This window comes from Paenibacillus sp. Root52 (genome assembly GCF_001426865.1).
In the GTDB taxonomy this organism is placed as follows: domain Bacteria; phylum Bacillota; class Bacilli; order Paenibacillales; family Paenibacillaceae; genus Paenibacillus.
On sequence record NZ_LMFO01000032.1, the window covers coordinates 134,144 to 155,610 of the forward strand.

19 protein-coding genes are annotated in these 21,467 nt (G+C 47.0%); 12 read left to right on the top strand and 7 right to left on the bottom strand.

All coding sequences use genetic code 11. The annotated features are described in order from the left end of the window. Positions 1-159: 159 nt before the first annotated feature. Complete coding sequence (locus ASD24_RS26820) at positions 160-540, bottom strand: VOC family protein (protein ID WP_056702480.1); 381 nt, start codon at positions 538-540, stop codon at positions 160-162. Between the two features lie 510 nt (positions 541-1,050). On the opposite strand from ASD24_RS26820, the gene ASD24_RS26825 reads away from it, so the two are divergent. From ASD24_RS26825 to ASD24_RS26845, 5 genes are all read left to right on the top strand, one after another. After that, a complete protein-coding gene (locus tag ASD24_RS26825) occupies positions 1,051-1,509 on the top strand; it encodes a chemotaxis protein CheX (protein ID WP_056702483.1) in 459 nt (152 codons plus the stop codon). Positions 1,510-1,565: 56 nt separating this feature from the next. Then, positions 1,566-2,339 (top strand): SDR family NAD(P)-dependent oxidoreductase, encoded by a 774-nt coding sequence (locus ASD24_RS26830; RefSeq protein WP_056702486.1) that lies wholly within the window; start codon positions 1,566-1,568, stop codon positions 2,337-2,339. A gap of 212 nt (positions 2,340-2,551) precedes the next feature. Then, positions 2,552-3,922 carry a DEAD/DEAH box helicase gene (locus ASD24_RS26835; RefSeq protein ID WP_056702489.1) on the top strand — a complete coding sequence of 457 codons (1,371 nt, stop codon included), beginning with the start codon at positions 2,552-2,554 and terminating at the stop codon, positions 3,920-3,922. A 27-nt stretch (positions 3,923-3,949) separates the two neighbouring features. Then, on the top strand, positions 3,950-4,702 hold the full coding sequence (locus ASD24_RS26840) for an ABC transporter ATP-binding protein (RefSeq protein WP_056702492.1): 753 nt from the start codon (positions 3,950-3,952) through the stop codon (positions 4,700-4,702). 2 nt (positions 4,703-4,704) lie between these two features. Beyond that, the gene (locus ASD24_RS26845) at positions 4,705-5,922 is read left to right on the top strand and encodes an ABC transporter permease (RefSeq protein ID WP_056702495.1); all 1,218 of its coding nucleotides are present in this window, start codon (positions 4,705-4,707) and stop codon (positions 5,920-5,922) included. A gap of 510 nt (positions 5,923-6,432) precedes the next feature. Here the strand turns inward: ASD24_RS26845 and ASD24_RS31215 are convergent. The 3 genes from ASD24_RS31215 to ASD24_RS26855 all read right to left on the bottom strand — a co-directional run bounded on the left by ASD24_RS31215 (position 6,433) and on the right by ASD24_RS26855 (position 8,940). Further along, positions 6,433-6,555: a YjcZ family sporulation protein gene (locus ASD24_RS31215; RefSeq protein ID WP_217363759.1), complete on the bottom strand. Its 123-nt coding sequence runs from the start codon at positions 6,553-6,555 to the stop codon at positions 6,433-6,435. 335 nt (positions 6,556-6,890) lie between these two features. Further along, on the bottom strand, positions 6,891-8,189 hold the full coding sequence (locus ASD24_RS26850) for an aminotransferase class I/II-fold pyridoxal phosphate-dependent enzyme (protein WP_056702498.1): 1,299 nt from the start codon (positions 8,187-8,189) through the stop codon (positions 6,891-6,893). A 136-nt stretch (positions 8,190-8,325) separates the two neighbouring features. Continuing rightward, a complete protein-coding gene (locus ASD24_RS26855; protein WP_056702500.1) occupies positions 8,326-8,940 on the bottom strand; it encodes a pyridoxamine 5'-phosphate oxidase family protein in 615 nt (204 codons plus the stop codon). A gap of 146 nt (positions 8,941-9,086) precedes the next feature. On the opposite strand from ASD24_RS26855, the gene pdxR reads away from it, so the two are divergent. Continuing rightward, on the top strand, positions 9,087-10,538 hold the full coding sequence (pdxR, locus tag ASD24_RS26860) for a MocR-like pyridoxine biosynthesis transcription factor PdxR (RefSeq protein WP_056702504.1): 1,452 nt from the start codon (positions 9,087-9,089) through the stop codon (positions 10,536-10,538). 201 nt (positions 10,539-10,739) lie between these two features. Next, positions 10,740-11,525 (top strand): helix-turn-helix domain-containing protein, encoded by a 786-nt coding sequence (locus ASD24_RS26865; RefSeq protein WP_056702506.1) that lies wholly within the window; start codon positions 10,740-10,742, stop codon positions 11,523-11,525. A gap of 556 nt (positions 11,526-12,081) precedes the next feature. On the opposite strand, the gene asd is transcribed toward ASD24_RS26865, so the two are convergent. Together asd and ASD24_RS26875 are read right to left on the bottom strand one after the other, a co-directional pair. Continuing rightward, positions 12,082-12,873, bottom strand: coding sequence for an archaetidylserine decarboxylase (gene asd / locus ASD24_RS26870; protein ID WP_056702509.1), 792 nt, complete (start codon positions 12,871-12,873; stop codon positions 12,082-12,084). 86 nt (positions 12,874-12,959) lie between these two features. Then, entirely contained in the window at positions 12,960-14,090 is a 1,131-nt protein-coding gene (locus ASD24_RS26875) for a YheC/YheD family endospore coat-associated protein (RefSeq protein ID WP_056702511.1), read from the bottom strand. Between the two features lie 278 nt (positions 14,091-14,368). Here ASD24_RS26875 and ASD24_RS26880 point away from each other — a divergent pair, with 278 nt between their 5' ends. From ASD24_RS26880 to ASD24_RS26890, 3 genes are all read left to right on the top strand, one after another. Beyond that, entirely contained in the window at positions 14,369-17,839 is a 3,471-nt protein-coding gene (locus ASD24_RS26880; protein ID WP_056702514.1) for a hypothetical protein, read from the top strand. Then, a complete protein-coding gene (locus ASD24_RS26885; RefSeq protein ID WP_156395563.1) occupies positions 17,827-18,141 on the top strand; it encodes a hypothetical protein in 315 nt (104 codons plus the stop codon). Before ASD24_RS26880 ends, ASD24_RS26885 begins: the two co-directional genes overlap by 13 nt. An 80-nt stretch (positions 18,142-18,221) precedes the next feature. Then, complete coding sequence (locus ASD24_RS26890; RefSeq protein ID WP_056702521.1) at positions 18,222-19,040, top strand: WIAG-tail domain; 819 nt, start codon at positions 18,222-18,224, stop codon at positions 19,038-19,040. A gap of 168 nt (positions 19,041-19,208) precedes the next feature. On the opposite strand, the gene ASD24_RS26895 is transcribed toward ASD24_RS26890, so the two are convergent. Next, entirely contained in the window at positions 19,209-20,774 is a 1,566-nt protein-coding gene (locus ASD24_RS26895) for a M4 family metallopeptidase (RefSeq protein ID WP_056702523.1), read from the bottom strand. Between the two features lie 229 nt (positions 20,775-21,003). Between ASD24_RS26895 and ASD24_RS31370 the strand changes: the two genes are divergently transcribed. Next, positions 21,004-21,135, top strand: a complete 132-nt coding sequence (locus ASD24_RS31370; protein ID WP_268795366.1) for a hypothetical protein — start codon at positions 21,004-21,006, stop codon at positions 21,133-21,135. Between the two features lie 172 nt (positions 21,136-21,307). Further along, positions 21,308-21,451 carry a hypothetical protein gene (locus ASD24_RS31220; RefSeq protein ID WP_156395564.1) on the top strand — a complete coding sequence of 48 codons (144 nt, stop codon included), beginning with the start codon at positions 21,308-21,310 and terminating at the stop codon, positions 21,449-21,451. The last annotated feature ends 16 nt before the right edge of the window (positions 21,452-21,467 follow it).

Sequence of the window (21,467 nt, forward strand, 5' to 3'; positions counted from 1 at the left end):
TTCAAGGGAACAGGGCAATAAATCTAACATCACGAAGTTTTCAGAACATAGGAATTTATAAAATGAGTTGTTCAAATAAGAAAAGCGACTGACTAAGCGTCAGCCGCCTGAAGATCATTCCGATATCAAGGTCACGATCTGTTAAGTGGTAAACCTATGTTACTTGCGTTCCATAACGGCAAAATAATTGTCTTCATCATCGGCAAAGTTAAATACTCTTCCAAAAGGCAAATCCACTAATTCGCCAACGGTAATCTCTTTATCTTTGAAATCCTGATAGAGCTGATCGATGTTCGGGGTGAAAAACATAAGAGAAGGTGTGCCTAGATTAACGCCGGGCGACATTTTGGCAACGACCTGCTTGTCTTGAAGAACAAGGCTCGTTTCAGCATCCGGGGTTGCGGCAATTTCATACCATTTCATTTCCGGGCTGAGGCTCTCTTCTGCGATGACATGGAAACCTGCCTTTTCTGTCCAAAACTGTAGAGCCTGTTCCTGGTTGTTGACATACAGCATGATTTGACCGACTTGGTTAATCATTCAATGATTCACTCCCTAGTAAATGATGGCATGGCTCATGAGGTACTTATTTATAAGAACCTCGCTATAGACCGACGATCTGGAGAACAAAAAACAACCTGAGAAAGGGTTAAAATCTCTCCTATTCTTCTATACCATAGCAGGCGGTAGAAGTCATGTTTTTTTCATGATGAAAGGCTTCTGATCTGATCTTCCCGAAAATAATGCTTAAGCACTTATTTTCGATTTATAACATTTTATTTTTTAGTCTTTTCAATAAAACAGTAAAATAGTCCTAAATCCCTTTGCATGGGCTTAGTAAGCAAAAAATTACCTGAATAATATCCAAAAAACCCTGTTGTTTCGCTAAAATTAGCTATAAACATTTGCCACATAGATGACGATAAATTATAGTACACATTCATTGATGAATTCATGATGTATTCTTGTACGTGATAAAGTATAATAAATTTATAGAATATGGGACTTTTGGTGTGTGACCAATAACCCAGTGCGAGGGGGACATAAACAGTGAAAGCGGAAGTGATTAATCCTTTCCTGGAATCAGCACGCAACGTATTTGAACAGCTCATCCAGGTTTCGCCTTCCACCGGAAGTCTTGGCGTGAAAAATGTAGAGTACATTGCTGACCATGTCTGGATCGTCATTGGAATGACCGGACAAATGAGCGGAAATATTGTATTTGGCATTCAAGAGTCGGTTGCTTTGAAAATTGTTTCAGCCATGATGGGCGGTTTTGTTATCACGGAAATGGACGATATGAGTAAAAGTGCAATCTCCGAGCTTGGTAATATGATCAGTGGTAACGCAAGTACCATTTTGTCCAATCAAGGTGTGGTTGTGGATATTACACCTCCACAGGTCATGAAATCGGAACATTTGACTGCATTTAGTGCAACGAAAGCATTGAGCATTCCATTGTTGATGGATGGCATTGGTGAGATGGATATTCAGGTGATGATCTCGTAGAATAGAATCATAGGCCTCAAGGGGCAATATGTGTTCACTACGGGAGGACATCAGATATGCTGAAAGATCAGGTTGTATTCATTACTGGCGCGTCGAGTGGGATTGGCGCACTCTGTGCTCAGATGCTGATAGAAGAAGGAGCCATTCCTATCTTGGCTGCCCGTTCGCGGGACAAGCTTGAAGAGATTGGTGCTTCGCTGAATGGGCAACATGAACTACTTACGCTGGATGTCACCAATGACGAGCAGGTACAGGCAGCGATAAGTAACATGTTAGAGAAGTATGGACGAATCGATATATTGTTGAACAATGCTGGATATGGAAAGTTTGCTGCAATGACGGATATGACCGTGCAGGAATTCGATGAAATGATGGACGTGAATTACATGGGCATTGTTCGTTGCACGAAGGCTGTGTTGCCGCACATGCTGAAGCGTGGCACAGGACAGATTGTGAATGTAGCCTCCATGGCTGGCAAAATCGGAACGGCAAAGTCAGCTTCCTATACAGCAACCAAACATGCTGTACTCGGGTTCAGTAATGCTCTACGTCAGGAGTTGCGTAAAACGGGAGTAAAGGTGACCACCATTAATCCTGGGCCGATTGATACACCGTTCTTCCATCGTGCAGATCCATCTGGCAATTATGTCAACAATGTACGCTGGATGATGTTGAAACCTGAGGATGTTGCAAGACATATGGTTCAGGCGATGAAAAAGCGTAAAGAAGAAGTGAATTTGCCTCGAATGGCATCTGCCGGGATATGGCTGTATCAGTTGTTCCCACGTCTTGCGGATCGCTTGTCGCATGGTTTCATGAATCAGAAGTGAGCGACGGATACGATACATCGAGTGACAGCGTGTTCAAGTATAATATAGTAATGGACATCACGGTTGAATTATGGGAAGCTCCGCCGAGGAGCTTTTCTTTTTTTTTGGTTAAGATTTGGTTCATAGCTGCTTTTCGCATATAATGAAAGTTAATGTGATGAGAGGCTTATCCCACGGAAAAATAAAAGAATAAAATTAAAGGATGGACATACATGACGAATACATTTGCTTCAATTGGCGTAGCAGAGGATCTTGAGAAAGTACTTGCCGGACATGGCATTAATGAACCTTCTCCTGTGCAGGCGCAGACCATACCAGTGATCTTGGAAGGGCGAGATGTCGTAGCTAAATCCCAGACGGGAACAGGCAAAACACTTGCTTATTTGTTGCCTCTTCTGCAAACGATCAAAAGTGATGTAAAGGGCACACAGAAACTTATTATCGCCCCTACACAAGAATTGGCTATGCAGATTGTACGTGAAGCACAGCGTTATGGAGAAGAACGTAAAATTGGTGTTCTAGGCTTAATTGGAGGCGCAGCGGTGAAACGTCAGATTGAGAAGCTGCGTGAGCATCCAGCACTTGTTGTGGGAACACCGGGACGGCTGAAAGAATTGATTACATTGAAAAAATTGAAAATGCATAACGTCTCCACAATTGTCATTGATGAGGCAGACCAAGTATTCCAGCTTGGTGGTGTGAGTGACGTTGATTTTGTTCTACGCAGTGCACTCCGCGATCGTCAGCTTATATTCTTATCAGCAACGATTGATGAACATACGGCTGGTCTTGCCAAGCGAGAGATGAAGGAGCCTGTTCATATCGGAATTGAACCAGAGCGTGCAACCGCAGCAGGGCTTGAGCATTTTTATTTTGTCGAGGAAACACGGAACAAAATTGATATGCTGCGTCGTCTCGTAAGACAGTACAATCCGGATCGTGCTATTGTCTTCGTGAATGCTACGGAAGATATCGGTGAAGTTGAAGCCAAAATGAATCATTTGGGTCTATCCGCAGCCGCGCTGTATGGGGATGCTGATAAGGTTACACGGAGCAATGTCTTGTCCGCGTTCCGTAACGGTAAAATCCAATTGTTGATTGCGAGTGAGGTTGCCGCGAGAGGATTGGATATCGAAGGATTGCCAATGGTTATCAATTATGATCCTGCGTTTGATTCAGAATATTATGTTCACCGCGCAGGTCGTACTGGACGCATGGGACGAAGTGGTATTGTGCTGTCCATTGTAGATGAAACACAGATCTTTATTATGCGTAAATTTGCACGTGAGCTGGGGATTGAGCTTACAGAGCGTGTGTTGTTCGGTGGTAAAGTGTTAGAAGCAGATCCACGTCCTGACACGCGACCAGAAGGGCATTCCTTCAGTCGGAAGCCAGGCTCCGCAAAAGGTCGCAAACCGGGACAGGCAACACGTAATGGTGGTGCAAGAGCAGTGATATCGAATCAACGTGATGCTGGTAACAAACCAGCCGGTAATACAGGAAGAACGGATCGCAACCAGGATCGCAAGAACAAGGGAGCGCCAAAATGGAGCAAGGGGAACACACCGCGTTCCGAAGAATAAAACCTGACGAAAGAGGTGCAGGGATTCATGAGTAATGTTCAATCCCCGGTATTGGAAATCAGCGGGTTAAGTGGAGGATATAGTGCCAAGCGGCCTGTCCTCCACGGCATTGATCTGAAAGTTGGACGCGGAGAAATGGTCGGACTGATCGGATTAAATGGCGCTGGTAAAAGTACAACGATGAAACATATCTTAGGTTTGATGACCCCACAACAGGGTGAAGTCCGCGTAATGGGTAAGACGAGGGAAGAGGATGCTCAGATCTACCAATCCGCGATGGCTTTTGTTCCAGAGTCACCTGAATTGTACGACGAGATGACAGTCATGGAGCACTTGGAATTCACAGCAAGAGCGTATGGCGTCTCGGAAGCCGATTTCAAGCAACGTACGGAAAAACTGCTAGATTTATTCCGTATGCGGGAGAAAAGTACAAGTCTGTCCACTCACTTGTCCAAAGGAATGCGGCAGAAGGTTATGATTATGTGTGCATTTGTAGCAGGGCCACCATTGTATATCATTGATGAACCTTTCTTGGGGCTCGATCCACTTGGCATTCGTTCATTGCTGGATTTCATGCTGGAGATGAAAGCATCCGGATCATCCATCCTGCTCAGCTCGCATATTCTCTCGACCATAGAGAACTATTGTGATCGGTTCATTGTTCTGCATCGTGGACAGGTCATCGCTCATGGAACTCTGGAGGAGCTGCGTTCTCAATACGGAGAGTCGAATACAACGCTTGAGCATATGTTCTATTCCCTCGTACAAGGCAGGGATTGAGTATGGATCTGAGGCTGTTATGGAAGCAAAGACGCACGGGCTTTTGGAATAAAATTCTGCCTTATCTGGGATATGTCATTCAGAGCGGGGTAGCAATGGTATTTCTATTTCTTATCATTGCCTTCTCCGCTTGGTACACCTCATTTGTACAGAACATACCTACGGGCTTTCCGATTCGCTGGATTACATTGCTTCTGCTTACCCCTTTGGTGTTATATAGCGGATATCGTACATATCTTCATCCAGCAGATATCGTATTTTTACGTCCCCAGGAACATCGGATGCATGAATATTTGAAGAACAGCTTTGCCCGTGGCATAATCTACAAAACGTTGGGTATGCTGCTCATCTTCTTTACGCTGTGGCCACTCTATGTAAGGGCAGATCAGGACGCTAAACCTTTCACCTGGTTTCTCCTGCTCTTACTCGTGTGGAAGGGACTATCAAGCTACGGTGCATGGCAAGAGCTACGTATGGTTCAGGTGGGGGCATCCAGGGCATTTCGTTTGCTTCGCTGGGCAACCGCCATTCTTGCTGTGGCCGCTTGGGTATGGCAGCCACCTGCGCGTAGTATTTGGTTTTTGCTGTTGCTGGCGGCGGTCTATCTAGTAGCTCTGCGCATACCTGTGAAGCATCGGGTGGCTTGGGAACGTCTGATTCAGGTTGAGCAAGGTCAAGCTGGTCGAGTGATGCGGACGTTGGGGTGGTTCGTAGACGTACCTTCCTCAGGACAAAAGGTCAGCTCGAGACGCTGGCTTAGCAAATGGGGAAGTGGACTTGCGTGGAGTGCAGGCAAAGCGTACCGCTACCTTATTACGAAGACGTTCATTCGCACAGAAGTATTCTCCATTGTTGTACGTTTAATTGTGCTCGGCATGCTGTTGTCTTGGTGGACGGCAGGTACTTATTTTGGTATCGGCGCATACCTAGTGTTCCTATTGCTGGTTGGTGTGCAGTTGGGGGCACTTCGTCGTAGTCACGCTGAATCATTCTGGATTATGATCTATCCGATCTCGGGTGAGAGCCGGCGTTCACAAGTGCTGGGCTTCATCTCGAATCTGCATGCGTTGTCTGCTCTGCTGATGTGGTTGCCGATGCTATCGAGTGGGATCGGTGGAATCACGATAGCGGGAGCAGGGTTGATTTTGGGCGTGCTGGTCATTGTGTTGATGCGACGTTCGCAAAGTAAGAAGTGGTTGAAGGAAGAAGAAGAGGAGTAGACTGCTCTCTTATGCAATCCTGACTTTGACGAGCGATAATGATGTGTAAGGTTCAATGTCAGTAGTTAGAATGCGTAGTCGTATTGCCTACGGCATTTACTAGGTGATTTGCTTGCAACGTATAGTATGTATTAAAGTAAGCCTCTTGCGGTGGTTGCCGTAAGGGGCTTTTTTGCATGCTTACGATACCTATCGTGTATACCTACCTTATTTTTTGAATACCGCGATGTCTTAAATGGATGTATGTCCAGTACGGTTACGAAGAAAAAGCCCGTAAAGGTAGGGGGTTCTGACATCCCTACGCAGTGCGGGCGGCTACAATTACAGATCAACATGGACAATGTCGCATATTGATCGTACATAAACTGTGGTGTGAGAGGTCGGCTACCCACGAATGGATAGCCGCCTACTGACGACGTGTTGTCTGACATATCCCTATGCCTCTAACAACACGGACAGATCGTGTGTAAGGTTGAATTCATCGTGCAGAATGAATACAACGGATCGGGACTAGTAGAGGAACGACTTAGTGATGATTACAAGCAGGATGAACAATACAAGAATCGCACCTGTGTTTGTAAATCCTCCGAATCCGTATCCATAACCGCCTCTTGTTTCTTCAACTCCAGACATGGTCATTCCCCTTTCAGTTCGTTGTTGGCACGCCCTTGCGTACACCGTATATTATGTGCCTTGGGTGTTGGCTGATTGGGCCTTTGCCCTGTATTCCTGAGGAAATAACCATTTTGGGCGGTGTATGCTAAGAAGATAACCGATAATATTGAGTAAAAGCGGTAGGGACGGTAGGGGATCTAAAGGTTCGATCTGCTATCAATCTTTACACAGATAACATGCCAAATAACCCTCTAAATGATGAATACATCACCAAGAGGGGTGGCTTGTAGGAAGGTTAGGTTCATCATGAACCTAACCTATTTATATTAGTCACATCACAATAACATACTAAGTTAAGTGGCTTGTAATTCCTGAACTCCACGGTAAATGGTATCGAAGAGATCTTCCAAGTTGGATTCTTCAATACAGGAGAACGCGATTCGCAGATCAGTCTCACCCAGCGCAATTGTTCCGACGCCGTATTGTTGTAACAAATGGGTACGGAGTGCCTCAGCGCTGACTTCTTTCAGCTTCAGACACATGAAGTAACCGGAGTTGAACGGATAATACTCCCATACATCTCCATACTTGCCGCTATCAAGAAGAGCCTTCACCTTGTTGGCACGGCCTTTCATAATCTCAAACTTCTCCTGCTTCTGAGCTTCGAACTCTGGTGCTTTCAATGCATCGAGTACAAATGTCTGAGAAGGGTGCGGCCCACTGGAGATGGTCGCTCGGATAATACCGAGAGTCTTTTGTTCCATGGCATGCAGCACAGCAGCATCTTCGTGGGCATACGTGATGAAGCCTACGCGGAAGCCCCATACGAATTCCTCTTTTGTTGCGCCATCGATTTTGATAGTCAGCACGCGAGGGTGGATGCCTGCCAGTTTGCCAAACAAGGACTCGTGAATCGAATTTTCAAAGAAAAGTCCGAAATAAGCATCATCTGTTACAACGACTACATTGACACCTGCTTCAGCTGCTTGATGAATCGTATTCACAATCGCATCTGCTTCTTCTGGACCTGGCGTGTAACCTGTTGGATTGTTCGGGAAGTTGAGTAATACGATTGCTTTGCCCTTGTCTTTCTGAGCAAGCAACGCTTCGAGCAACCCCGCACTGTTGAAGTTTAACTGATCATCAAACAGTGGATAATGAACCAACTGAGCATGACGGCGAATTCCGAAAGTCAGCTCATAATTTTCCCAGTTTTTATCTGGATATATAACAGCGTCGCCTTCATCTGCGAACAAATCGGCTACAATACTGAGTCCATGAGTTAATGCATTCGTTACAATTGGGTTGCCGAAAGACTTACCTGCCAATGAAGGGGTCTCTTTCAACATCTTTTCTTTCCAAACACTCCGCAATTCAGGCTTGCCTGCAGGAGGAGCATATGGGTATAGGTCCTTTGGTTGGAATGCGGACAGCTTCTCCTGAATCACCGGTAGATGCATAGGCACTCCGCCTTCTAGGGCGATACCAATCGTGGCATTATAGGTTTTGGCCAGACTTGCTGCTTCAGCAGACTGACTCAAGATACCTTCTTTCGGGAAATAAATTTCTTTGCCGAGCTGCGACAGCATCGAGTAGACGTGACTGCTGCCTGCCTGAATACTTTCGTTCAACTGTTCAGCCAGTGGATTCATTCTTTTCATCCTTCCAAGTCTTTGGGATTCAACTGCCTAACATTATAACACCTTGACATCCCCCCGTCACGGAAATTACGCATAATGACAGTTATAACACTTTACCGCGTTGTTGTGGTTTGAAAATAGGGGTTTATTACTGATGAAAAGGGCAGTATTTTCGCATCATTTCAGCGGTCTCTGTATCCCTTCCTTCGTTTCGAGCTTTCAGTTTACTACTGAGATCCTCGAACTCTTCAGACGAGAGATTTTGACCGAATTTGAACTTGGCGGTTAGTCGCTCTGGCGTAATTTGCACAACGGCTACAGCTTTCAGCTGCCCAGTGTAACGTGAGTCCGCTGCATCGATAGGGACATAGCCACCTTGTGGTTGGAGCTTCTCCATAAATCGTTGTAGAACCCTACCTTTTATCTCTAAGTCTTTTACCGGCTCTGCTTGACCAAACGCCATGACGCTCTTGAAAAAGGAGGTTGCCGGACAAGCCAGCTCTGGATCAGTAAAATAGGAAGGAATCAGCGAAAACTCCTCGGCAACTGTAAAACTAACCGAAGTATTCTGCTTAATCTGTTTCATTTTCTCTCCAGCAAGGCTGCCATGAAAATAAAAACAGCCGTCCATATAAACAAAATTCAGTGGCGTCACTCGAGGCTGTCCATCCGGGCTGATTGTTCCCAGAAAACCAAAGGAGCATTGGTCTAGAAAGGTAATGATCTCTTGTTCTTCTTCTACTGTAAATTCTTTTCGTCTCATCGTTGTTCCCCCTGAATTGGTTTTTTAATCGAAAAGGTTGCTTTATCCTAACAATAGAGCGTACATTGACATATAAATAGATCCAATTTACATTCGAATTTATAGTCCAATTTTAGTAAAGCTTAGAGATACAAAGGAGACGTATAATGGAACTCTGGTTACCGATGGATACATATGAGCAGCAGCACCGATACAAATATGTCGCACTATACCATGCATTGCGGGATGCTATACATGCAGGCACGTTGACCGGAGGAACAAGACTGCCCTCCACGCGTGAACTCGCGGTTCAGTACAGTATGTCACGCGGTTCTGTAGCACAGGTGTATGATATGTTGCTTGCAGATGGTTACGTTGAGGCTTATCGGGGGAAAGGCACATTTGTGACAGACACATTAACGACAGCGACAAAAAAGGGTACGGAAGCCAAAATTGTCCTGTCTGCATGGGGAGAGCGAGTGGCAGCATTGGATACTCAAAAGGGAGATACGCCTGCCCTGGCACACGGGAAATCCATCATTAACTTTCAGGTGCAGCGCATGCCAGCAGAGCATTTCCCGGAGTCAGAGTGGAAGAGTGCGTTGGCGGCTGTTCATCGCAGCGATTGGCGTGAACATAGCAGTGCCGCAGGAGACCTAGAGCTGCGAGAAGCGATTGCCTCTCATCTTAGATGGACACGGGGCATAGATGCGGATGCCTCTCAGATCGTATTATTCAGCGGTTCCATGCAGGGGATTGTACTGCTAGCGCAGTTACTGATCTCGGAGGGGGAAGCAGCCGTATTAGAAAACCCAGGATACCAAGGCATAGCTCACGCTGTGAAATCATGCGGTGGCGTGATTATTCCAGCGGACATTGATGCTCAAGGTATTATTCCTCAGGATTGGCGAGCACAGGTGTTATTCGTGACACCTACCAGACAATTTCCAACAGGCGCTGTTCTTGGCCTGGAACGGCGAAAGGCATTACTGACGTGGGCAAGTGAACGAAATGCCGTCATTATTGAGGATGATTACGATAGTGAGTTTCGATGGGGTGGAAGACCGATCGAACCACTCAAAGTGCTTGATCGGGAACAACGTGTGGTCTACGTAGGCTCCTTCTCACAAACGATGGTGGCTTCGTTCCGGCTTGGTTATGCAGTGCTGCCTCCAGCGCTCGTAGATCCCCTTCTTGCGGCTAAAGCGTTGTATGAACCTGTGCCACCTGGGCTGCTCGAACAGCGTGCACTTGCGAAATTGATGATGCGAGGAGGATATTTGCGCCATTTACGACGCTTGACCCGGTTGTATGGGGAGCGACATGCCTTTTTTGTTCGTGAGATGCAGCAGCAATTGCCCCAAGCATTTACCATGCAGCCAGGAGATGCAGGACTGCATATCTATGCTTCTTGGAATGATGATCGGGAGCGTTATATTCGGTTCAAAACGTTAGCTCAGGAGGATGGGGTATTATTCCGTGATACGGCACGTTATCAGCTCACACCAGGTCATCCTGCAGTCTGTTTTGGCTTCGCACATTTGGAGGAGGATGAGATTACGGAGGGTATTAACCGAATGCGGGTCGCTTGGGAGAAGAGTACATTTTCGTTTCGATGAATTCCGCTGTATAATAGAATAAGACATTTTGCTCCCATAGGGGCAGAGAATATATATATGAGCATATTGCATCATTTCAACGAGGATTTGCGTACACGGATCGGGTAACCTGAGATGAACAATTCGTAAGCCTATGCTCCAAACGATAGGAATGGGTACGATGCAATAGCTAGAGATTAACATTCAAGGGGGAGTGGCGACATGCTGCAGGCATCGCCGTCATCATTTGTTATTTTGCCCGCTGTCGCCAAAATAGTCTGCGAACCGGGATGGAAGTGGCAGAAGCGGGAAAAACCGATGCAGAATTATGATTTATTTTATGTGTGGAGCGGTGAGGGGACTGTTGTGCTGAATGACCAGCCTTACGAGGTGGGTAAAGGCAGTTGTTTCCTATTTAGACCAGGAGACCATACAAGTGCTACACATAATAGACAGAAACCGCTTGTACTGACGTATATCCATTTTGATGTGGATGTGGATGTGACGGATGTGCCTCAGTCCTATCGTGAAGTCCAGGAGACGGTGGAGTTTGAACATTTGTTGGCACGGTATGTAAGACTGTTCCTGTCTGACGTATACGGTCGCACCGAAGAGAGTCGGTTGATCTTGAAGCAGTTGATGATTCATCTATTGCGTGCGGATACGGAAGCACCTGTCGAGAAAAAGGTGAGTAACCAGCTATCGGATGTGATTCAGGAAGTGGCGAATTATGTTCGTCAGCATCCGGGGATCACGCATCGAGTGGAGGATTTGGCTGCACGTGCGGGGCTGTCTCCACGTTATTTCTCGATTAAGTTTAAAGAGTTAGTTGGCTCTTCCGTACAATCGTATATCATTCGTATGCGTATTGAACGTGCAGAGCACCTGCTCGTGCATACTGGCATGAATGTCACCGAAGTGGCGGATGCTTTAGGTTATCGGGATATCTTCTTTTTCAGTCGTCAGTTCAAGCAGTATACAGGCAAAAGTCCTTCCGAGATTCGTTAGGGCGTGTTTGAAACTCCGAAGAACGCAAATTTTGCCGGATTTTTGTTCCAAGCAAGGAAGTTTTTCGTAGGCGTGCCGGGGCACGTCAAGGGAAGGTGACGCAGCAGGGGGCGAAAGGGTAAAAGATGCACTTCAGTGAGTTTTCAGATACGTCCTAGGTCTTCATGCCAGGATGCAGCATAACGTTTCAAGTCTGGGAGTCAGGGGTAAGTAAAAAGCATTCCAGATGAACAAACGAAGGGGGGACTTAGGATGAACGGAAAACGGCGGATCCGCAACCGGGGATGCTCTACAAAAGGATGCCTTATTTTCCGGAACCGTCTGCGTCGATTTAAACCCGCAGATGAGTTGCAGGATGTATGGTTTTGAGGCGATATCAGTCGATCAATGAATTACGGAGTGAGGCTTCGTAATGCTTGTATACATGCAGTGAAATGGCTGTATCATGCTAGCATGATACATAGACTAATCTAAAAAGGATGGCGGAGACCCTGATTACAGGTGTTCCGCCATCCTTTTTAATTGTGCATGAGAGTTGCCGCCTGTCTTATGAGTATCAGTGAATTGGTTTCAAACGGCCGAGCAATGTTCCCATTTTGACGGAATCTCCTGGCTGTAAGCCAGGAGTAGGTTTGAATGTACCACTTTGCGTTAGGAGAACCACCGTAGAGCCGAATTCAAAATAGGCTAAATCATCACCCTGTGCCCATGTGCTGGTGTCTGCATCAGCATACTGAATGCTGCTCACATTCATCGCACCGACCTTAACTACAGCGACTTCTCCATAATCATGGGCGATGTACGTAATTAGCCGTTCGTTGCGACTCAGCACGGCTCTCATATGTGTCAGACCAAAATCATTCACGGGGTAAACTTTCCCCTTGATATGTTCGCTCTCAATCCTGCGTCCGCTAACAGGTGCATGAATGCGGTGATAGTCGCGAGGGCTGAGGTACAGGACGAAGGCATAACCATGTTTGTATTTCTCCAGATGTGGTGAGTGATTCAACAATTCAGCAAGTGTATAGTTTTGTCCCTTAACATTCAGGAGTGTTCCTGCGGATATTGGACCCGCTGCCGTAATTTTGGCATCTACTGGACTAATTAGCGCATGTTCCGAAAGGTCTAATGGGCGCATGCCTGGTTTTAATTTGCGAGTAAAAAAATCATTCAGTGAACGGTATTCCTTCCAGTCTTTCTCTGCTTCCTGAACAGGGATGTCGTAGGTCCGGACAAAATAAGGAATAAATGCCTTGCTTCCTCTGCTCTTGGAGAAGGCTCCCACAGTTCGCGAGATCCATTTGCGAGAAGAAAGCTCAGTCATTAACCGTAACAGCGTTTTTGCCATGAATATCCCCCTTAGGGTTAGTGCGAACATCAAGGCCGGTAGGACCCGGCCGTTCTGCATAATATTGACACAGAATGCCTCCGAAATCAATACGGGTACTTACGGTACGTCTGTGGTTGTCTAGGGATACGCGAATTCTGCTCCAGTAGAAGACGCCCATATGCCATCGGTTCGTGGTAACTTGCCCTCCATTGTTCCACCAGACCGGCTTTACGGAAACCGTAACGCTGATCCCGTCCATTACATTCAATAAAATAAATCTGTCCGTCGCGGGCGATGCCTAAATCAAGACCTAGATCCGCAAGATGAGGTAGGCTTGCCGCCAGCGTTTTGGCGATACGCAGCGAGACTAAGCGGATTCTGGATTCCAGTTGTGCGAGCTCGTAGCTATTCACATCAGAGCCTAACACCTCACCCAGCGTCATGACCTTACCGCCTTGAGCGATATTAGTGACAAAGGTATGTGTCGGAGCGGCTTTGGCGAATAGTCCAGTTACTCCCCATAAACCATCCATTCCACGTTGTACGGAAACACGCAGATCCACCGGTCTTCCCTCATATCGGATGAGAGGAATACGTTCTTCAATAAGGTGTGCATAGCGGAAAATTCGGCGCAGGATCGCTGAGGGTAGCTGCCCCTTCGTTAGTCGAAAGGTAGCCCAGCCTTTGCGAGAAGCTCTCGTTTCACGGGTTAATTTCCAATGCCCTTCTTGCTTGAATATTCGGATAATGCCATGCCCAATACTTCCGCTACATGGCTTAATGATCAGATCATTATACTGCTCCATCATATCCGTTAACGACTCAGGTGTGGCTCTCACAGCATGAGGCAGATGCTCTCTCAGTAAAGGTTCCTGACGGAGCATGTCGTGAATGTGATCCTTACGGTAACGATTACGAACGTTATATACCTGAATACCTTGCAAAAGTAAGGTAGTAACTTGATGCTGTTCCGCTCGGCGGAGCTGAAGCGCACGGTTGTGAATGACTGTGGGTAAGGGCATTTTTTGGCGGACGTATCCGTCTTCTTTTTTCACATAGGCTATACAGGTTTTTGTGTTGAAATCGATATCCTCGAGCCGCAAAAAACAAAGGATCAATCCGTGGCTGGCTGCTGCCTGCTCATAATTCGTGAGTGATTCCTGACCGGTTCTTCCGGCGGGTATCCCTCGGTACATGCGTGAATCGAACATAATGCCGATCGTCTCTTGTGGCATGACCGCTCCTCCTTCAAAGTTATCAAGGCACTGGTTCGTCCGTTCATGGCATACCCGTACTTATACGATATCGTATGACAGTTTTGCTCGGAGGGCATGGACAGCCGCCTTTTTCGATGTAACCGTACGCAGCCTATTTCACTTCATGGGGTTCATCTGATCCGTTCTTACTTGTACATGATGGCTCGGTATGGATAAAAGTCCGGATTAGAAGTGGCAGATGCCTAGATTGAAGCATATGATGCCGGAGACGAACGTGAGAGGAAGGAGCAAGCTGCATGAGTAAAAGAGGCAAAAAGAAGGTTCTTACGCCGAAACTGCGGCATGTGAGCCCGAAGTTTAAGGAATTGGAACTGACGGATCGCCGTATCGGCTCGATAAAATCGGATCCGTTCTTGCACAAGGAAGAACGGCTGGAGACATCTGTACCGGCTCCTAGAGCCATTCAAAATCAGACACCTGTAGAAACCTCGCCAGTATCAGCGGATCAAGCTGCAGATGGAACAAACGCGAAAGAAGTTAAGCCAGGAGTGGAAGCAAAAGCAGAAGCAGAAGCGAAATCAGAAGTAAAAGCAGAAGCAGTACAACCTGAGCCACAAGCAGTACAACCTGAACCCAAAGTGGCAAAGGAACCGGAGATACCAGCACCCGTAGAAGAAACCAAGCAAATTCAAGTTAGCAGTGTAGCGCCTAGTGTTCTAGAAGAATCGAAGGAAACGACAAGTCAGGATCGCCGATATATTTTGAATCAGAATCAGATGCCAGGCTCAACGGGGGCATACATCTATACGGATGACCTAAGTGAGTATGCGGTAACAGAGAGTAGACTTGCACCGTTCTCGGTAGATGCATCCAAATTGAAACCTGGAGCTGTTGGCAGCGAGGCGTTACAAGATTATGCAGTGACCAGTATTCATATCGCAGATGGTGCGATTGTATCTGCTAAACTTGCCGAGGCATCCGTATCAGAGGAACATTTAATTGATGGCTCGGTATCTGGTTACAAAATACGTAATGCTTCTGTTGGCGGAGAGAAAATAAGAGATGGCAGTATCACATCGCAAAAGCTGGGCAACCAGGTCATTGATGCGGCCAAAATTGCGGATGGTTCGATTGGCACTAGGCATCTTAGTCGTATGCTCGTCACGGAGGAGTTAATCAAAAACCAAGCCGTTACTGGAGATAAAATTGCCATCAGCGGTGTAGATACTCGCCACCTGACAGGCGGAGCGGTGCATACATCCAAGTTAGCGGACGAAGCAGTGACAACAGCTAAAATTCGTGAGGGAGCGGTCACTAGCAGCAAGATCGAAGAACAATCGGTGGAATCTCGTCATATTCAGTCAGGTGCAATCAAGCAGACTCATCTGGCTGAAGGGGCAATCAATCGTTCCCAGCTCGCGGCAGGTAGTATTGGAAGTGAGCAGATTGAAGACGGTGCAATTGAAGCAAGACATCTGGCTGAAGGCTCGCTGAGCGGAAGACATCTGGTGGATGGCGCCATTGGATCCAATCAGCTTCGGACTGCTGCTGTAGGTAGGGAACAGATCGGTACGGGCGAAGTGACCAATGAACATCTGGTGGATGGTGCCGTGACCAGCAGTAAATTGGCAGATCAATCTGTAGGGACAGCCAAACTGCTGGAACAGTCCATTACAGCTTCTAAGATTGCGGATCAGAGTATCGTTGCTTCCAAAATTGCCGATGAGGCAGTGCATGGGAAGCATATCGCCAAAGGCTCTATTCGTGCAGAGCATATTGCCAACCGGGGGATCTCACCTGTGCATGTGGATAATGCAGCGATCCATTCCATCCATATTGCGAGTGGAAGTATTGAGGCTACGCATTTAGCCACAGACAGTGTGTCTGCGGATGCGATTGCACCCGGGGCTGTCTCCACATCGCATCTGACGGAGTCTGCGGTAGGTACGTATGAGCTGCAGGATGGAGCGGTAACCGACGCAAAGCTTGCGGATGAAAGTATAACGGAAGAAAAATTAGGCTCGGCATCGATCAGCAGCAGAGCCATTGCTCCAGGAAGTGTGTCATCATCTCATCTTGCTCACGGCGGAGTGACGGGTGCTCATCTTGCGCCAGGTAGCGTGGGTTCCGATGCTCTTCGACCATATGCAGTGAAAGCGGAGCATTTAACCGAGCACGCCGTAGGTGTACCTCATCTACAGCCAGGAAGTGTGCAAACGGATGCCATATCTCGTGGTGCGGTTACTACAGATAAATTGGCTCCAGGAAGCGTGACTTCCAGCCAGATTGCTGGAGGCAGCATCTTCCCACCACATCTCACAGATCATTCGGTTACTTCACCAAAATTATCACCTGAGAGCGTTGCTACAGATAAATTAGCAGATTTGGCTGTGACCTCAGCTAAGCTCGCAGATGGTAGCGTCACATCCAGTAAAATCATGGCTGAGAGTATTACGGCTAAGCATATTCCGGCGGGAACGATTCGTGGTTATCATCTGAAGCAGCACTCGGTATCACTGGAGCATCTGGCAGATGAGATCCGGTCACCAGAATTATTTGCAGATGGAAGTATTACAGGCAATAAATTACGTCCAGGTTCAGTCAATGCAGAACATCTGGTTGCAGATTCCGTATCTTCGGACACATTACAACATGATTCAGTGAGCAGTGAGCATCTGCAGCCATCCGCAGTAACATCCATTCATCTGGCTGAAGGCAGCATCAAGTCGGATCATCTGAGCAATCAGATCGTTCATTCACATCATCTGAAGGCAGATAGTGTTCATGGGGAACATATCAACGAGCAGGCCATTACATCCCATCATATCCTACCCGGATCCGTTCAGACGGATCATCTGGCACCGTTATCGGTAACAGAAGCGCACCTGCAACCAGGCTTGATTAGTGGTTTGCACCTCAAGGCCGATTCAATTAGCACCGTTCAGCTTCAGCAAGACGCAGTACAATCACGCCATATTCATGATGGAGCTATTTTTGCCCATCATATCCATGAACGGAGTATTGGCACAGCTCATCTGGAAGAAGAATCGGTCAGCACGATTATTTTGCAAGAGGAATCCGTGACTCGCTCTAAGCTGGCAAGTGGCAGTGTGGATGGCAGCAAATTGGCGCCAGGAGCCGTATCTGGTGTGCATTTGTTGGGAGAGAGCGTACATTCGGCTCATATTCAGGACGAAGCCATTCGAGCAGATCATATTCAAGCACAAAGTATTAATGCAGACCACATTCAGAGTGGTGCGGTTCAAGGAGACCACATCCAAGCACAAAGCATCWAYGCAGGACACATTCAGARCGGAGCYGTTCAAGAAGAGCACATCCAAGAGCAGAGTATCCGTGCGGATCACATTCAAGAACAGAGCATTCGCGCGTCACATCTGGAAGTGGGAAGTGTAACAACCGAGGCTTTGGAGAGCGGATCCGTGACGTTGGATAAACTTGCTGAGGGCAGTGTGGATAGCAGTAAATTGGCGCCGGGAGCAGTGTCGGGTGAGCATCTGACGGAAGAGAGTGTTCAATCAGCTCACATTCAGGATGGAGCTATCCAAGTAGGTCATATCCAAACGGACAGCATCAACGGAGATCACATTCAGAGTGGTGCGGTTCAAGGAGACAGAGCGGAGCCGTCCAAGGAGACCACATCCAAGCGCAAAGCATTAATGCAGCTCACATTCAGAGTGGTGCCGTTCAAGGAGACCACATTCAAGAACAGAGCATTCGCGCGTCACATCTGGAAGTGGGAAGTGTAACAACGGAGGCTTTGGAGAGCGGAGCCGTGACGTTGGATAAACTTGCTGAGGGCAGTGTGGATGGCAGCAAATTGGCGCCAGGAGCGGTGTCGGGTGTGCATTTGTTGGGAGAGAGCGTACAATCAGCTCACATTCAGGATGGAGCTATCCAAGTAGGTCATATCCAAACGGACAGCATCAACGGAGATCACATTCAGAGTGGTGCGGTTCAAGGAGAATTCAGAACGGAGCCGTTCAAGGAGATCACATTCAAGCACAAGGCATCAACGCAGCTCACATTCAAGACGGAGCTATCACGGTAGATAAACTTGCGGGTGGTGCCATTGACGGAAGTAAGCTCCGTGAGCAGAGCATCACATCCCATCATTTAAATGTAGGGATTGTGAATACTGCACATTTAAGCGAGGATATTTGGACTGCGATTCGTCAGGTAAGTGGAGAGACGCTAGAGCAGTTTGAAGCCAGCAAACGGCAGGAAGCTCCTGCAATTGTAGAAGAAGATCACCTGAATCAGCCCAACTCGATCAATCAACCCGACCACTCAGAACATCTGGATCTTGTTAACCAGCTCAATGTACTGAACGAATCGGATCAACAAACCCAATTTACGTTAGTCGATCAACAACAGCAACTTACACGATTGGAAGAACAAACCGTCGCACATGCCGAGGCGATCCAATTACTTCAGACATCTGTCCAGGAGTGGAAAGAACAGCCTGTTACAGAATCAAAGACTGATCTATCGACAGGCGAATGGATTCAGACAGAAGGAGAACTTTCCGGTGTAACCGAGACGGATAGCGGCAATCATACGTTCCAGCTCAATGAACAGTCTGTTCAACAAGCGCATTTGTGTGACAACATCGTGGGTAGCGAGCAGTTACAGGCAGGAGCGGTTCAGCCTCAACATTTGTCCTTCCAACCTGTACGTAGTGTTAGCCGCCAACTGGTTGTGCAACAATTCGGTATGGAAGCATTTATCCTGCCAGAGAATGAAGAATGCGTAGAGGTGACGGTTGCATTCGAAGAGTCATTTGCATCAGAGCATTACGTTATTGTTGCGATGAGCAATGACCGTGGGTTCCAGGTATCCCTGCTGTCTCAGAGCGAGGATGAGGCGGTGCTGGAGGTATCGCGTGCGGTAGGCTGCAAGCATACGTATGGTTTGTTATCATGGATCGCTGCCGGACCTTCCGTATAAGAGGTTGTTCATAACGTCCGCTGTTGAACACGTACTATATATATTTCTACATGTTAACAAGCAAAAGCGGTTCCCGGATTTGTCCAGGACACCGCTTTTGTTCATCATTAGGGTCGATCCGTTCGGACAGTGAGGGGTATCAGAACGTTCACCACAGTTAGAGATTAATTACAGTCCTACAGCCTGATATGCTTTGGTAATCGCTGTTGCTTCAGCAGAATTGGCACCGTACAGATCTTTGGCTGCTTGAATCGTTGCTGTTTTGGCAGCGGCAAACTTGGACGTTGGTGTCAAATAATTCACAAGCGTGCTATAGAAAATTTTCACTGCTTTATCACGTCCGATTCCAGTTACCGTTACACCATTATGTGTACCACCTTGCGCTGCGAGATAATAAGCTTTATTGATAATTCCGCTATTAATATGAACACCACCATTATCCTGTGAACCGATGTAACGATCGCTGTACTTATCAGGTTGTCCATACAAGGTAGGATTGGAGAGGGAACGCAATGCGTCACCCGGAATGTTAGGAGTATAGATGGCATCACCAAGCAACCAGTTTTTACTTTCGATGGTGTTCCCCATGATATCAGCGAAAGCTTCATTTAATGCACCAGGTTCATTACGGTATTCGAGATTAGCTGTGTATTCAATGACACCATGAGTCAATTCATGTCCTACCACATCGAGATCACCAGATAGGGAAGTGAAGGTTGTACCGTCCCCATCACCAAAGACAATTTGCACACCGTTCCAGAACGCGTTGTTATAGTTGGAACCATAATGTACGGTAGATCTGATCTGCAATCCATTGCCATCGAGTCCATTACGATTGAATTTATTTTTGTAGAAATCATAGGTGGCAGCAGCATAGGCATGCGCATCAACTGCTGCGCGGTCTGTCCAGATATTGTCTGAATCGGTGAGCAAAGTACCCGGTAGAGAGGAACGATTGTTGGCTGTATACGTCTGAATGCCTTTTCCACGCGTGGTATCTTTTAATTGATACGTACTTCCCGATTGCGTTGTGGTAAGGGTCTTCGTATCACCAAGGACGCCTGTACCTGTTCCAGTGGCAAAGTTAATGAGATCAAATTGGGATACGATGCTGCCATCAACGGCATTGATGAAGTATTTTGTCCGCAACGGGGCAGGTTCAAGTACATTGACTTCGGTAATATACACGAGGTAGGTTTGCCCATCCTCTTCATGGTGGTAGATGTTCAATTCAGCTTGAGGGTCTTTTTGGGCTTCGCCCAGTTCACCAATACGGGAAGTGGCTTCTTCTGAGGCAATGCGGATGGCATCTTCGGCACTAATCTCAGCTACACCATCGTTCGGGATGGATTGTTCTTCAACTGGAGGAAGTTCACCAAGCGCGGAGGAAACGGCTCCTGTTTTGTCCAAATGAATCGTTTGCTCTGCACCGTAGACCGGAATGCCCTTGATGTATTGTTTCAATCGGAAGTGTCTTATGCCGGAAGTGTCCGTGGATCTTTTAATAATTTTGAGCTGAGATGTTACATCCGAATTCAGGAATTGCTCTTGTTGCCCAAGGTAATTGAAGATGGCTTCGTCGGAGCCGTTGTTCAAAGGAATCCCCTCCTCAGATACGTAGGGCACTTGCAATGGAATGGATTGATCTGACAACGGAGCTGCTCCTGCAGAAGATACGGAAGCGAGCAAAAGTGCTCCTCCAAGAATTGTTGGCATAACTTTGGCAAATTTCATAGTAAACGCTCCATTCATTCAATTTTTTGGGGAATCATATCATGCCATTCTTGGGTGGAGTTCCGACTGCGACGTGGGCAGCGCGGAGCGTGGGGCTAATCCTGAAGCGTGGAATGTTATACAGACGGTTATAGGTCAATCGTTCGGATAGCTTGTCTCATGCCGGATTAGCAAGGTCCAAGTATCTGATCCGGTCGCTTGTTTCATAACGTCTAATACCGTTCCTCTTATGGATGCCAAGGGGTGTTGTCAACTTGCGAAGCAGAAGAAGTCTTACGGAGCCGGGGTGTTCGTACCAGGTTCGCGTAACCGGGAAGTAGGGGTATATCGTGAACAGCATCCCTCCTCTCAAGTGATGTAAGTAAGGAATGAAAAACATGACACAATTGTCCTAAGGTTAATTAATAGTAGCAAGAAAGTTGCTTGAGAACTTTTGTTCTGTAAAAGGATTATTTTGTAAGTTTAAGGCTTGAACGTATAGTATCACAATGTAAAAGTTTGGAAAAGAAGAAATTTTAGATTTTGCCCAAATTATGTCTAAAGTAGGGGATAAGCAACCTTTTACCGATATTTTGACGGAATTTGTCTGGAAGGAGCGGAGGGAAAGCGGATTTTGCTGGGAGAACTGCCCGCCAATCAAGGACAAACGCCGTTTCCACTTCTCCACGAATACATAGAATAACGTGTACTCCC